This is a genomic window from Nocardia sp. NPDC049707 (assembly GCF_040674855.1).
In the GTDB taxonomy this organism is placed as follows: Bacteria; Actinomycetota; Actinomycetes; order Mycobacteriales; family Mycobacteriaceae; genus Nocardia.
On the sequence record NZ_JBFANN010000001.1, the window covers coordinates 160,862 to 172,921 of the forward strand.

General features: G+C 65.2%; 14 protein-coding genes. 6 read left to right on the forward strand and 8 right to left on the reverse strand.

Going from position 1 to position 12,060, the window contains the following annotated elements; translation table 11 throughout:
* Positions 1 to 2: 2 nt before the first annotated feature.
* Genes AB0J29_RS00785 through AB0J29_RS00795 form a run of 3 tightly spaced genes read right to left on the reverse strand, consistent with a single transcriptional unit; the run spans position 3 to position 3,024 of the window.
* The gene (locus AB0J29_RS00785) at positions 3 to 1,217 is read right to left on the reverse strand and encodes a sugar ABC transporter permease (protein WP_364777094.1); all 1,215 of its coding nucleotides are present in this window, start codon (positions 1,215 to 1,217) and stop codon (positions 3 to 5) included.
* Entirely contained in the window at positions 1,217 to 1,951 is a 735-nt protein-coding gene (locus AB0J29_RS00790) for an ATP-binding cassette domain-containing protein (RefSeq protein WP_364777096.1), read from the reverse strand. Before AB0J29_RS00790 ends, AB0J29_RS00785 begins: the two co-directional genes overlap by 1 nt.
* On the reverse strand, positions 1,948 to 3,024 hold the full coding sequence (locus AB0J29_RS00795; protein WP_364777098.1) for a sugar ABC transporter substrate-binding protein: 1,077 nt from the start codon (positions 3,022 to 3,024) through the stop codon (positions 1,948 to 1,950). Before AB0J29_RS00795 ends, AB0J29_RS00790 begins: the two co-directional genes overlap by 4 nt.
* Before the next feature lie 107 nt (positions 3,025 to 3,131).
* On the opposite strand from AB0J29_RS00795, the gene AB0J29_RS00800 reads away from it, so the two are divergent.
* Positions 3,132 to 4,307: an ROK family transcriptional regulator gene (locus tag AB0J29_RS00800; RefSeq protein ID WP_364777100.1), complete on the forward strand. Its 1,176-nt coding sequence runs from the start codon at positions 3,132 to 3,134 to the stop codon at positions 4,305 to 4,307.
* Positions 4,308 to 4,329: 22 nt separating this feature from the next.
* Here the strand turns inward: AB0J29_RS00800 and AB0J29_RS00805 are convergent, their stop codons facing one another.
* Positions 4,330 to 4,521 carry a hypothetical protein gene (locus AB0J29_RS00805; protein ID WP_364501969.1) on the reverse strand — a complete coding sequence of 64 codons (192 nt, stop codon included), beginning with the start codon at positions 4,519 to 4,521 and terminating at the stop codon, positions 4,330 to 4,332.
* A gap of 317 nt (positions 4,522 to 4,838) precedes the next feature.
* Here AB0J29_RS00805 and AB0J29_RS00810 point away from each other — a divergent pair, with 317 nt between their 5' ends.
* Positions 4,839 to 5,579 carry a protein phosphatase 2C domain-containing protein gene (locus AB0J29_RS00810; protein WP_364777102.1) on the forward strand — a complete coding sequence of 247 codons (741 nt, stop codon included), beginning with the start codon at positions 4,839 to 4,841 and terminating at the stop codon, positions 5,577 to 5,579.
* 112 nt (positions 5,580 to 5,691) lie between these two features.
* Here the strand turns inward: AB0J29_RS00810 and AB0J29_RS00815 are convergent, their stop codons facing one another.
* Both AB0J29_RS00815 and AB0J29_RS00820 read right to left on the reverse strand, forming a co-directional pair.
* Positions 5,692 to 6,993: a carotenoid oxygenase family protein gene (locus AB0J29_RS00815; RefSeq protein ID WP_364777104.1), complete on the reverse strand. Its 1,302-nt coding sequence runs from the start codon at positions 6,991 to 6,993 to the stop codon at positions 5,692 to 5,694.
* A 17-nt stretch (positions 6,994 to 7,010) separates the two neighbouring features.
* Positions 7,011 to 7,571: a hypothetical protein gene (locus AB0J29_RS00820; protein WP_364777106.1), complete on the reverse strand. Its 561-nt coding sequence runs from the start codon at positions 7,569 to 7,571 to the stop codon at positions 7,011 to 7,013.
* 90 nt (positions 7,572 to 7,661) lie between these two features.
* Here AB0J29_RS00820 and AB0J29_RS00825 point away from each other — a divergent pair, with 90 nt between their 5' ends.
* Positions 7,662 to 8,180 (forward strand): PadR family transcriptional regulator, encoded by a 519-nt coding sequence (locus AB0J29_RS00825; RefSeq protein ID WP_364777108.1) that lies wholly within the window; start codon positions 7,662 to 7,664, stop codon positions 8,178 to 8,180.
* Positions 8,181 to 8,372: 192 nt separating this feature from the next.
* The gene (gene ald, locus AB0J29_RS00830; RefSeq protein WP_364777110.1) at positions 8,373 to 9,479 is read left to right on the forward strand and encodes an alanine dehydrogenase; all 1,107 of its coding nucleotides are present in this window, start codon (positions 8,373 to 8,375) and stop codon (positions 9,477 to 9,479) included.
* Between the two features lie 28 nt (positions 9,480 to 9,507).
* Here the strand turns inward: ald and AB0J29_RS00835 are convergent, their stop codons facing one another.
* Entirely contained in the window at positions 9,508 to 10,011 is a 504-nt protein-coding gene (locus tag AB0J29_RS00835; protein WP_364777865.1) for an Lrp/AsnC family transcriptional regulator, read from the reverse strand.
* A gap of 239 nt (positions 10,012 to 10,250) precedes the next feature.
* Here AB0J29_RS00835 and AB0J29_RS00840 point away from each other — a divergent pair, with 239 nt between their 5' ends.
* Complete coding sequence (locus tag AB0J29_RS00840) at positions 10,251 to 11,171, forward strand: EamA family transporter (RefSeq protein WP_364777112.1); 921 nt, start codon at positions 10,251 to 10,253, stop codon at positions 11,169 to 11,171.
* A gap of 89 nt (positions 11,172 to 11,260) precedes the next feature.
* Entirely contained in the window at positions 11,261 to 11,419 is a 159-nt protein-coding gene (locus AB0J29_RS00845) for a hypothetical protein (RefSeq protein WP_364777114.1), read from the forward strand.
* 46 nt (positions 11,420 to 11,465) lie between these two features.
* On the opposite strand, the gene AB0J29_RS00850 is transcribed toward AB0J29_RS00845, so the two are convergent.
* On the reverse strand, positions 11,466 to 12,035 hold the full coding sequence (locus AB0J29_RS00850; protein ID WP_364777116.1) for a DJ-1/PfpI family protein: 570 nt from the start codon (positions 12,033 to 12,035) through the stop codon (positions 11,466 to 11,468).
* Between the last annotated feature and the right edge of the window lie 25 nt (positions 12,036 to 12,060).

A 12,060-nucleotide genomic window follows, 5' to 3' on the forward strand; every position in this document is an offset into this window, starting at 1 on the left:
ACTCAGCGGGCCGCTTCGACTCCGCGCCGGGCCACCGAATCGATGGCAACCGCAACGGCGAGCACCGTGCCGGTGACCATGAACCGTACCGACGAATCGACATTCAACAGCAGCATGCCATTCGTAATCGATTGGATGACAAGGATTCCCAGCAGCGCCGCATAGGCGCGTCCACGTCCGCCGAAGAGACTGGTGCCGCCGATGACCGCCGCCGCGATGGCATTGAGCAGAATATCGCTGCCGCCGGAACTCTGGTTCACCGCGACCAGTCGAGATGCCGCGAGTATCCCGCCGACCGTTGCGAGCGCGGAACATCCGATGAACGCGGCGATGCGCACCCACGTGACATTGATCCCGGCCCGCCGCGCGGCCTCGGCATTGCCGCCAACGGCATAGATGCGCCGACCGAAGACGGTGCGCCGCAACACCAGATCGACGGCGAGGATGAGCCCACCGAAGATCACCAGGGTCAGCGGAACCCCGCGATCGGAGTTCAGTACCAGCACCGTGGCGGCCAGCAGCAGTGCCAGCCCGCCGGAGCGCACCGCGATCCACGCCGGAGCCGAAACCGTCAGTTCGGCGCGAACTCGCTGCCGCCGGGTCAGCAGACTCGCGATCAGATGCCCACCCGCCAGCACCGCCACCAGTAGCCAGGCCAGCCACGGCAGCAACCAGGTATCGCTGATCTTCGCGATCCCGCGATCGAACGGCAGATTGACCGTGCCTTCCTTGCCGAGCAGATACAGCATCAAGCCCTGCCAGCCGATCAACCCGGCCAGCGTCACCACGAACGACGGCATGTTCAGCTTCGTTCGCATCACCCCGTGCAGCAGCCCGATGGTCGCGCCGACGGCGAGCGCGGCGAATATCGCGAAGACCGGATTCCAGCCGTGGTGCACATACAGTTGTGTCATCACCACGGCCGTCAGCCCGCTCACCGATCCGGCCGACAGGTCGATCTCACCGAGCAGCAGCACCAGCACGATGCCGAGCGCGATGGTCCCGGTCGCGGCCATCTGCAAGGCCAGATTGGTGAGATTCTCCGCGGACAGGAAATGCGCGTTGAGTCGATCGAAGACCACCGCGATGATGACCAGCCCGACCGCCACCGGCATGGCGCCGACGTCGCCGCGACGCAGTCGATCCGCGAGCGCATCGGTCAGCCCGCGCGGCGGATTTCCTTGCAGTGTGGGTTGTTTCATGGCGAGCTCACTCATCACACGGCTCCCGTGATCGCGGCGACAATCGCCTCCTGACTGGCCTGCGCCGTCTCGAATTCGCCGGCATTGCGGCCGAGGCGTAGGACCACGATGCGATCGCTGACTGTCCGGACATCGACCAGATTGTGCGAAATCAACAGCACCGCGAGGCCGTGCTCGCGCAGGCGACCGATCAGCGCGAGCACCTGGGCGGTCTGCTCGACGCCGAGTGCGGCGGTCGGTTCGTCGAGGATCACCATCTTGGGCTGCCCGAGCAGCGCCCTGGCGATCGCGACGGACTGCCGCTGTCCGCCTGACAGCGCGGACACCGGTGCCCGCACATCCTTGATCTTCACATCCAGCGACCGCAGTAGGTCCCGTGCGCTGCGCTCCATCGCGATCTCGGAGAGCACGCTCAATTTCCTTGTCTCCGTGCCGAGATGGAGATTGGCGACGACATCGAGGTTGTCGCACAGTGCGAGATCCTGGAATACCGTGGTGATCCCGAGTGCTTGCGCATCCTGCGGACGGCCGATCCGCACCGGCGCCCCGGCGAAGGTGATCTCCCCCTCATCGGCGACGATCGCCCCGGAGATCACCTTCACCAGCGTCGATTTGCCCGCGCCGTTGTCACCGACGAGCGCGACCACCTCACCGGCCCGCACCTCGAGATCGGCACCGGCAAGTGCCTGTACTGCACCATAACGCTTGGTGATGCCGCGGGCGGCGAGAACGGTTGTCGCCGTCATCATTCGAGTCCCGCGGCCCGACATGCCGCCACGACATCCGGCGTGCAGATTTCGGTGACGGTGTAGAGGCCGTCTTTGACGATCGTGTCCTTCAGGTTGTCCTTGTGCACCGGGATCGCATCGAGCAGGAACGACGGAATTTTCGCCGAGCCGTTATCGGTTGTCGCAGGGGCAGTGGGCTTTTGGCCCTTGCCGACGGCGACAGCGAGTTCGGCTGCCTGTTCGGCCTGCGCCCGATAGTTCAGGTAGATGGTCATGGTCTGCTCGCCGGTCAGAATCCGTTGTACGGCAGTGAGTTCACCGTCCTGGCCGGTCAGCGGCGGCAGGTTCGCATAGCCGGCCCGCTTCAGCGCCGCGATGATTCCGCTGGCCATACCGTCGTTGGCCGAGTAGACGCCGACGATCGAATCCTTGCCGAGTGCGGTGATCGCCTGCTCCATCTCCTGCTGTGCCTTATCCGGTGACCAGTCGGGAGTGTCGAATTCCCTGGCGACCTTGACCTTTCCGTCGAGTGCCTGGTGCGCGCCGGTCTTGTAATCGCCGGCACTCGGATCGGTGGGCGCACCGTTGATCATCACCACCTGGCCCTTATCGACGGTGCCGCGCTTGTTCAGCTCGGCCAGCAGCGCCTCGCCCTGCACCCTGCCGACCTTCACATTGTCGAACGAGACGTAGTACTCGTAGCCGATACCGGAGATCAGCCGGTCATAGGCGATTACCGGGATCTTCTTCTGCTTGGCCTGATTGACCTGCGGCGCAACGGCATCGGCATTGACCGCGTCGAGCACGATGACATCGGCGCCCTGGGTGAGCGCGGATTCGAACTGACTCTGCTGTTTGGCCGCATCCTGATCGGCATTGAAGTAGAGCACCCGGCAATCGGCGCACAGCTGCTTGGTCTTCGCTTCGAACAGCGGTCGGTCGAATGCCTCGTAGCGGGTGGTCTTGGACTCCGGGAGCAGCAGCGCGATGGTTGGGTTGTCACCGCCCGATGTGGAATCGCTGGAGCCCGAGCTACAGCCCGCCGCCAGGACGAATGCGGCTGCCGCCGCCGTGATGAGCAGAATTCGACGCATGAGAATCACCGTGCCGAGAGGGATCAGAAGGTGCGCCCGGTTGAGCGTTGATAAGAAAGGTAGTTTACTAACAGCGGGGTGTCCAGTGGTTACGCGGAGGAGGATCGGTGAGTAGGATCGGCAATCCCCAACTGCTGCGGACGATGAACGAGCGACTGCTGCTCGATCGGCTCCGGGTGCACGGGCCGTCCTCGCGCGGAGAGCTGGCCAAGGCCAGCGGCCTGTCCAAACCGACCGTCTCGGCGGCGCTTTCGGGCCTGGAGGAAGCCGGCTTGGTGCGGCTGGTCGGTTCGCTGAGCGGGCGGCCGGGACCGACAACGGCGATCTATGACGTCAATGTGCGCGCCGGTGTGGTGGCGGGAGTCGATATCGGCAGGCACTGGGTCCGGCTCGCCATAGCGGATCTGCGCGGTGAATTCATCGCCCGTGGCGATATCCGCAATTCGGCCCGCTCGGCCGTCGACCTGGTGCGCCGGGTCCGCACACTGGCGCACCAGGTCGCGGCCGATGCCGAAATGGATTGGACGGCGGTGCATTACGCGGTAATCGGCAGCCCCGGTGTCCTCAATTCGGCCACCGGTCGGCTCGATTACGCCCCGAATCTGCCCGGTTGGGGCCGGGCGGGACTGGTCGGACAGTTGCGTGACGCGCTGGAAGTCGAGTCGGCGATCGAGAACGACATCAATCTCGCCGCCGTTGGGGAACTCACCTTCGGTGCGGGCGTTGGTGTGCGCAACTTCGTATTGGTCTCGATCGGCACCGGCGTCGGCATGGGCATCGTGATCAACGGTGAACTCTACGTCGGCAGTACCGGTGCCGCGGGTGAGGTTTCCTTCCTACCCGCCACCGAGGTCGACGCGCCGCCCGATGACGCGCGCCAGCGCGGTATGACCGAAACCGTTGCCGCGGCGGGCGGAGTCACCCGCAGTGCGCGGCGGGCCGGGATGAGCCCGGCCTCGGCGAAGGAGATCTTCGCCGCGGCCGCGGCCGGTGATGCGCGGGCGCGTTCGGTAGTCGAGGCCGAGGGCCGTCGCATCGGCGCCCTCATCACCGCGGTGGCGGCCATTCTGGATCCGGAACTCGTGGTTCTCGGCGGCGGTATCGGCCACAATGTCGACCTGCTCGGCGACTCCATTGCCCGGCGCATGGCCGAACTCGGGCCGCTGCGTCCGCGGATTGTCGCCAGCACGCTCGGCGATGACGGCGTGCTCAGCGGTGCGGTATCGCGTGCGCTCGGGGTGGCGCGCGATCGGCTCTTCGATCGACGCTCGCCGAGTGCGTGAGGTGGCATTCGGCCCCGGAGGCTCACAGCACCGCGATGGCCTTGAGTAGTAGCAGGGTCAGACCGGTGGTACCCGCGAAGGCGACGCCGCTATCGCGGATCACGATGCCCGCGGGAGAGCCGCTGACCTTGGAGAGGATTCCGGAAATCACCGCGACGATGATCCCGACGAGCACGGCGACGACAACGAACAAGACCCGAACGGTAGTGGACACTCGACGCTCCCTCGATGTGGATCGTCGCAGTGTAAAGGGTGTGATGGCTACCGGGTAGCAAAGTTGCCGATGCGGCGCGGCCAGGTCGTTTTGGTGGCCGCCGATCCGTACCTGCAGCCTGGCGCCGATCAGGGCATTGATCACCGCGCCGAGCCATCGTATTTCGGGAACCGGGCCCCTACGGCGGAGGCGCCGAGGATTCACAGAGTTTCCTTGGGTAATTTTGGCACGGTACACGGAAAATCAAGGTTCACTGGAGTTGCAGAGTTGTGCGGATCGGCAGCGTTGGCGCAGGTCCAGCCCAAGGAGGTCAGACCTTGCAGACAACCGCTTCGATCGCCGTCGTCCGCCCCGAGCAGGTACGGCTCGGCGGCATAACACCCGGTGTGGTGAGCACCCGTGGTCGGCGCTCGCTCAATGCCGACGCCTTCGCCACCTACACCGACCCCACCGTCGGGCGTACCGCGTTTGTTGTCGCCGACGGGGTCGGCGACAACCTGGCCGCGGCCAGGGCGGCGCGGACTGTGGCTTCGACCGCGGCGCGGATCGGGGCGGGCTACGGCGCATTGGCCGGTGTGGTTGCGGCCCAACAGGAGTTGCTGCGGCAGTTCCCGGAGCAGCAGGCCGATAGCGTGCTCGTGATCGCGGTGCTGCCCGCCGCCGATCAGCCCGATGGGCCGTGCGATATCGCCTGGGTCGGTGACTGTCGTGCCTACCGCTGGAATGGCCGGGTGCTGCATCAGATCACCACCGACCACACCGTCGCGGAGTACATGCGCGCCAAAGGGGTTCGCCCGGCGCACCGCATGGACCACCTCGTCACCACCTCCGCCCGCACCGCCAGTCCGGAGGTCATCGGTCGCGCCGCCACCGGATCGAGCCGGGGCCGACTGCTGTTGAGCACCGATGGCGTGCACAAGCGGCTCGATATGGTCGCGATCAAGTCGATACTGGTCGCTGGCCGAACCGCCGCCAATACTGCGGAAACCTTGGTGGACAACGCATTACAGGCGGGTAGCACCGATAATGCGACGGCACTCGTCGTGGACTGCCGGTAGCCTCAGCGATCACCGCGGAGTTCCCACTGTCCGAGGTCGCCGCCGAGGCGCACCGGTTGATGGGCGGTCGCGCCTCGACCGGCAAACCGGTGCTCGCCGTCAACGGCTGAAATCATTTGTCGGCGAGCCAGTTTCCGTGGAATCCGTAGGGCACCCGAGCGGGTAGGTGAACGGTCGCCAGTGGTGGCGCCGCCAGCTCGGACGCGTCGACGATGACGAGATCGCTGCGGTCGCTGTCGGCGTTGTAGACGTAGGTCATGAGATAACCGTCGCCGCCCGGGCTGTCGTCCGCGGGTGCGAAGGCGGCCTCGGCCGGAATGCGGCCCGGACCGAATTCGTGTGCCGTGCTGGTGCCGGTGTGCAGGTCATAGCGCAGCAATGCGCCGCTGTCCCCGGTGACGGTGGCATGGCCGAAGTGGGAATCCAGACCAGCGAGTCGATCGTCGATGCGCGGGAATTCGGCGTCGCGATCGTCGAGCTGTTCCTCGGTGACGACGCCGGTGACCAGATCGATGGTCCAGCGCCAGAGCGCGGCATGTTCGGGAATATCCGAATCCTGCCGCCACAGACTGGGATAGCGGATTACGTGCAGCACGATCCGGCCGGGCTCGTCGTGGGCGTTGAGCGTGTGGAAGACGTAGCATGGATCGATCGAGAACCATCGGATCGCGCCGTGCGGGTCGTCGCGACGCAGCACTCCGAGCCGGGCCGCGTAGTCGTCGCGCCACCGGAATGGCATGCCGCCACCGGATTTCGCGGTTTCGAGATCGAAAACCACGGGCAGATCCATGAATACGACATGCGCGGCGGTGAGGTTGAAGTCGTGGTGCATGGTCGCGGCCGGTACCTCGATCGGGCGGCTGACCAGCAGATTGCCCGCGGCGTCCGCGCGATGGTAGGTCAGATAGGGCGCGGTGTAGGCGTAGCCGAAGAAGTGCAGTTCGCCGGTGGTCGGGCAGGTCTTGGGGTGCGCGGTCATGGCGGTGCGCAGCTTGCCGTCGAAGTCGTAGGGGCCGACGGTATCCAGCTCGCAGGTCAATTCGTACGGATACGACGATTCGACGAGTGCCAGGGTGCGTCCGGCGTGCCGGATCACGTGGGTATTGGCGAGTCCGGCGGTGAGATCGACGTTGCCGTCGGCATCGCGGAGCTGAGCACCATCGGTGAAGGTGGACGTGCGGATCCACCGGTTGCGGTACGAGACCGCGCGACCCTGTTCCAGCCGGACGCCGTGCACCATGCCGTCGCCGAGGAACCAGTGCGCAGAGGCCGCGGCGTGCGGATTCGGGCCGTTGCGCAGATACCAGCCGGTCAATTCGGCCGGAATCGCTCCGGTGACCGGCAATTCGTAGGCGGTGAGTTCTTCGGTGACCGGCGCGTAGTTGCCGGTGAGGTGCGGTACGGAGGTGGTCATGATGAGAACCGATCTGTTCAGGATGCGGACGGGTCGAGTGTGTTCGCCTTCGCCTGGATGTAGGCGACGTAGCGGATCGTGAAGAGCACCGGAAGGACGAAGGCGAGCATCTGCACGATGGTGCGCACACCCGATACCGAGTGTGCGAGCGCGGCCAGCGCGACGCAGCCGATGACGAAACTCGCGGTCCACACCGAGGTGATGACATATGCCGTGCGAATGAAGACCGGGTGATCCCAAAGCTCCTGCGGCGTGGTCTGTTTGGCGATCGGCAAGGTGAACGGCGTGCGCACGGCCAGCGAGATGCCCGCGACCACCGCGAGCACGCCGGAGGACAGCGCAGGGACGTAGGGGTGCAGGGCGCTGTTCGGATCGGCGAAGGCGAGCACGGTCAGTGCCGCGAAGAAGACGACCGAGCCGATATCGATGGCCATCGCCGCCATGCGCCGACCGGCCCGGACCTGCTGGGCGATGCCGAGAACCGAGACGCCGAAGGCGACGAGCGCGGCCCATTGCCAGTACTGCGACGGGATCACCGCGAAGACGATCCATGGGGCGAAAGTGCGCAGATACGACATGTCCGAGAACTCCTCGATATTCCATTTGTGACATGTCTAAGTTAGAGGCTCCTCTTTCGACATGTCAATAGCGGAAGGTAAGGTGGTGGCATGAGTCTGCGGTATGCCCTGCTCGGACTGCTGGCCGATCGTCCCGCCAGCGGCTATGACCTGCTGCAACGATTCAAGGTGTCGCTGGCCAATGTCTGGCCCGCGACCCAGAGTCAGATCTATACCGAACTCACCAAACTCGCCGACGCGGGCTCGATCGCGGTATCGGATGAGGGGCCCCGCGGGCGCAAGGAATACACGATCACCGACGCCGGCCTGGCGGATCTGCGGGAGTGGCTCACCACGACCAAGCCGAAACGCGTGGCGCGCAACGAAATGCTGTTGCGCGTATTCTTCCTCGGCGCGGTTTCTCGCGCGTATGCCCGTGACTACCTGTCCGATATCGAAACCGGGTCCGCGAAGGCTGCGGCCGAACTGGCCACACTCGAGGCGTCGATCGATTGGGGCGATGACGACCTCTCTGTCTACGGCCGCATCGCGATGGAGTGGGGTAAGCGCTTCTATGCGATGAATCAGGAGTGGGCCGAGTGGGCCGTCGGTCAGATCCCGAAGCATTAGTACTGGCGTCGAATATGTTTCGGATCGGCAGTCCAGCAGATGCTCGAATATGAATTTCGACATGCTCAATCGGTAATCTGGAGAATTATCTTCACTGATTGGAGCTGATCTTGAATTATCTTCATAATAACACCAAGGCGATCGAACGATCGCATGTCGCTGATCCCGCCGGATCGACGTACAGGAGTGTTGATGAAGATCGGAATTCCCCGCGAGGTCAAGAACCATGAGTACCGGGTCGCGTGTACCCCCGCGGGTGCGCACGAGTTGGTTTCGCGCGGACACGAGGTGTATATCGAGGCCGGTGCCGGTCAGGGCTCGGCGTTCGAGGATATGGCGTACGCGGCCGTAGGGGCGCGGGTGCTGGATACCGCGGACGAGGTCTGGGGCACGGCGGAAATGGTGCTCAAGGTGAAAGAGCCGGTGGCCGAGGAGTATTCGCGCATGCGGGCCGGGCAACTGCTGTTCACCTACCTGCATCTGGCGGCATCCAAGGAGTGCACCGACGCACTGCTGAACTCCGGGATCACCTCGATCGCCTACGAGACCGTCACTGGGAAGGACGGATCGCTGCCGCTGCTGGCGCCGATGAGCGAGGTTGCGGGGCGGCTTGCGTCACAGGCCGGTGCTTATCACCTGATGCGCAGCGGCGGCGGCCGCGGCGTGCTGATGGGCGGTGTGCCGGGTACGCGTCCGGCCAAGGTGGTCGTATTGGGCGGCGGTGTTTCGGGGAGCAACGCGATCGCCGTCGCGGTCGGCATGCACGCCGACGTGACGGTATTGGATCTGAATATCGCGCGCCTGCGCGCGCTGGACGAACAGTGCCGCGGTCAGGTACGGACCATCATCTCCAACAGCTTCGAGGTGGAGAGTCTGGTCCGGGAGGCGGATCTGGTGATCGGCGCGGTGCTGGTCCCCGGCGCGAAGGCGCCGACGCTGGTGTCCAATGAGCTTGTCGCACAGATGAAGCCGGGTTCGGTGCTGGTCGATATCGCCATCGATCAGGGCGGTTGCTTCGCGGATTCGCGGCCGACCACCCACGCCGAGCCGATCTATCGGGTACACAATTCCGTCTTCTACTGCGTCGCCAATATGCCCGGCGCGGTACCGTACACCTCGACCGTGGCACTCACCAATGCCACACTGCCGTACGCGATTTCGCTCGCCGAGCGCGGCTGGCGCGACGCGGTCGCCGCGGACCAGGGCCTGGCCGCCGGTCTGAGCACGCACCGTGGCCATCTGCTGTCCGAATCCGTTGCGGCCGCACACAATTACGCCGCCGAGACGCTGGCGGCCTAACGGGACGGCCGCCGGCGGGGTGGGTGAGCTAAGCCATCGGGCTGGTTCTGGGGCGTACGTGCTCGAAGATGAGGATCGTCTCGGTGGAGGCGACCGCCCGGTGCGCGCTCAGATGTTGCAGTACGAAGACCCGAAGTTCCTCGGTGTCTGCCGTGGCAACGTGGATCAGATAGTCATCGGCGCCAGCGATGAAATACACATTCAGCACCTCATCGAGTTCGGCCAATTGCTCCCCGAACTCGGCGAGGTGCGGACGTGCGTTGGCATGCACCCGAACCGCGATCATGGCCTGTAGATTCCGGCCGAGGGCCGCCGGATCGATATCGGCATGGAATCCACGAATCACACCGCGCTCCACCAGCGACCGCACCCGCCCCAGACAGGTCGAAGGCGCGATACCTGCGACATCGGCGAGCGCGCTATTGGTCATGCGCCCGTCCCGTGCGAGCTGATCGAGCAGTATCCGGTCGATATCGTCCAGTTGCACCGCCGGACGCGGGGGCGTCCGCGCGGCACCGACCGCCGGTCCGATCGGTGAATCAATCTTCCTCACCGGCTCAACTCTATCGAAGCTCATTCGATCCAGGTCCGGTCATTGCGCTAGGATCGTCGCGTGGATATCTATTGGCATGCTGTCACGCCGCCGCCGTGCGCCTGATCGGGCGCACCTGCTGAATTTCTGATTCGCGGTCCGGGCTGTTCTTGCAGGCAGTCTTGGGGTGATGTCGTGCGCCCGTTTCGAATCCCTGTTGAATTCGATGACGGAAGTGCATGGCCTTGTCTGAGATCAAATCTGTTGTTGCGGTTGAACATTCGGGTGTTCAGTGGTTCAGCGGTTCGGTTCCCATCCTGACCGCGGCGGTGCTGTGGGGGACCACCGGAACCACCAGTTCTTTGGCTCCCGCGGGTGCGCCCGCCGCGGCGATCGGATCCGCCGGGTTGGTGCTCGGTGGGCTGTTGTTGTTCTTGTCCACCGGTAAGCGGTTGCGGTGCACGCCCGGTGAGTGGGGGTTGGTTGTTGTCGGGGCATTGGCGGTGGCGGGATATCCGGTCACCTTCTATCCGGCCGTGGCGCGGACGGGGGTGGCCGTTGCCACGGTGATCGCGCTCGGCAGTGCGCCGGTTTTCGCGGGGCTATTGGCCTGGGTCGCCGGGCAGGGTAAGCCGACCCGGCGGTGGGTCGGCGCCACCGCGGCGGCCGTACTCGGCTGTGCGGTGCTCGTCCTCGGGCCGGAGGTGACGGGCGGGACGGCGCCGGTCGACCTGATCGGCATCGTGCTCGCCGCATTCGGTGGGCTCACCTACGCCGTCTACTCGCTGATCGGCGGCCGGCTCATCGCGTACGGCCGTTCGTCGAATGCGGTGATGGGCACGATGTTCGGCATTGCCGGACTGCTCGTGCTGCCGGTTGTGTTGTGCACCAACACATCCTGGCTGCACACCGGTCGTGGCATCGCGGTGGCGCTGCACTTGGCGGTGTTCACCACCTTCGTCGCCTACCGCCTGTTCGGTTACGGTCTGCGGCATACGACTGCGCAGGTGGCGACGACATTGACACTCGCCGAACCCGCCGTGGCCGCGGTGCTCGGTGTGGTCGTGGTCGGTGAGCGGTTGCCGTTCGTATCGTGGTGTGGGTTGGCCGTCCTTGCCCTAGGTCTTGCCTTCCTGACGCTCGGCCCGCGCGACCGCTGACCGCTGGGTGTGCGACGCCGTCGGCTACCGATCCCCTTGGGTCGGTGCGAATTCGGCGGCGTCGAGCACCTTGCCGAAGGAGTGCAGGATTGCGGTTCGGCGAGCACGCGGGTGAACCGGTCGGCGGCGAAGGGCAGGCGCGCTTCGGCTGCGGTGGTTCAGGTGACCCGCGTGCCGTCGTCGACCTCGATGAAGATCAGTCGGCCGCCCTCGTGGTGCGTGCCGGAACGTTGCGCTCGACGAGGTAGCTGAATTCGTGCGGTGCGTCGTAGCCGGGAGATGGGACGCCAGGGCTTACCGAGTAGGCGCGGGCGCTTTGGCGCGCAATACCTCCAGGAAGGCCCGCATCCACTGCGGATGGTCCGGCCAGGCGCGACCTGTCACGATATTGCCGTCGACATATGCCGGACTGTCTTCCCACTGTGCGCCTACGGCATTCAGGTCCGGCGCCAACGCCGGATAGGCGCTCGACGACCGACCGTTCAGCGCGCCGACGGCAAGGAGAATCAACGGACCGTGGCACAGCGCCGCGATCGGTTTGTCCTCGTCGACGAAATGTTTGACGACCCTGCGGCACTGCGCATCGCCGCGCAGATACTCCGGGGCCCGTCCGCCGGGCAGGACCAACGCCGCGTACCGACTCGGGTCGACATCGGCCAGCGCGATATCGGCGGGCCAGGTGTGTCCGGGTTTCTCGGTATAGGTATCGAAACCGTCGACGAAGTCGTGCACGACGAACTGCAGCTTTTTGGCGGTCGGGGCGGCCACCTGGACCTCGTACCCCTCCTCGAGCAGCCGCTGGTACGGGTACATGACCTCCAGATCTTCGGCCGCGTCTCCGGTGATCAGCAATACGCTTGTCACGGCACATCACCTCCGGGCTGATTTT

Coding starts and splice junctions, on each gene's coding strand:
- AB0J29_RS00785 (WP_364777094.1), bottom strand. CDS start 1,217: ATGAGTGAGCTCGCCATGAAACAACCCACACTGCAAGGAAATCCGCCG.
- AB0J29_RS00790 (WP_364777096.1), bottom strand. CDS start 1,951: ATGATGACGGCGACAACCGTTCTCGCCGCCCGCGGCATCACCAAGCGT.
- AB0J29_RS00795 (WP_364777098.1), bottom strand. CDS start 3,024: ATGCGTCGAATTCTGCTCATCACGGCGGCGGCAGCCGCATTCGTCCTG.
- AB0J29_RS00815 (WP_364777104.1), bottom strand. CDS start 6,993: ATGACCACCTCCGTACCGCACCTCACCGGCAACTACGCGCCGGTCACC.
- AB0J29_RS00820 (WP_364777106.1), bottom strand. CDS start 7,571: ATGTCGTATCTGCGCACTTTCGCCCCATGGATCGTCTTCGCGGTGATC.
- AB0J29_RS00825 (WP_364777108.1), top strand. CDS start 7,662: ATGAGTCTGCGGTATGCCCTGCTCGGACTGCTGGCCGATCGTCCCGCC.
- ald (WP_364777110.1), top strand. CDS start 8,373: ATGAAGATCGGAATTCCCCGCGAGGTCAAGAACCATGAGTACCGGGTC.
- AB0J29_RS00840 (WP_364777112.1), top strand. CDS start 10,251: ATGGCCTTGTCTGAGATCAAATCTGTTGTTGCGGTTGAACATTCGGGT.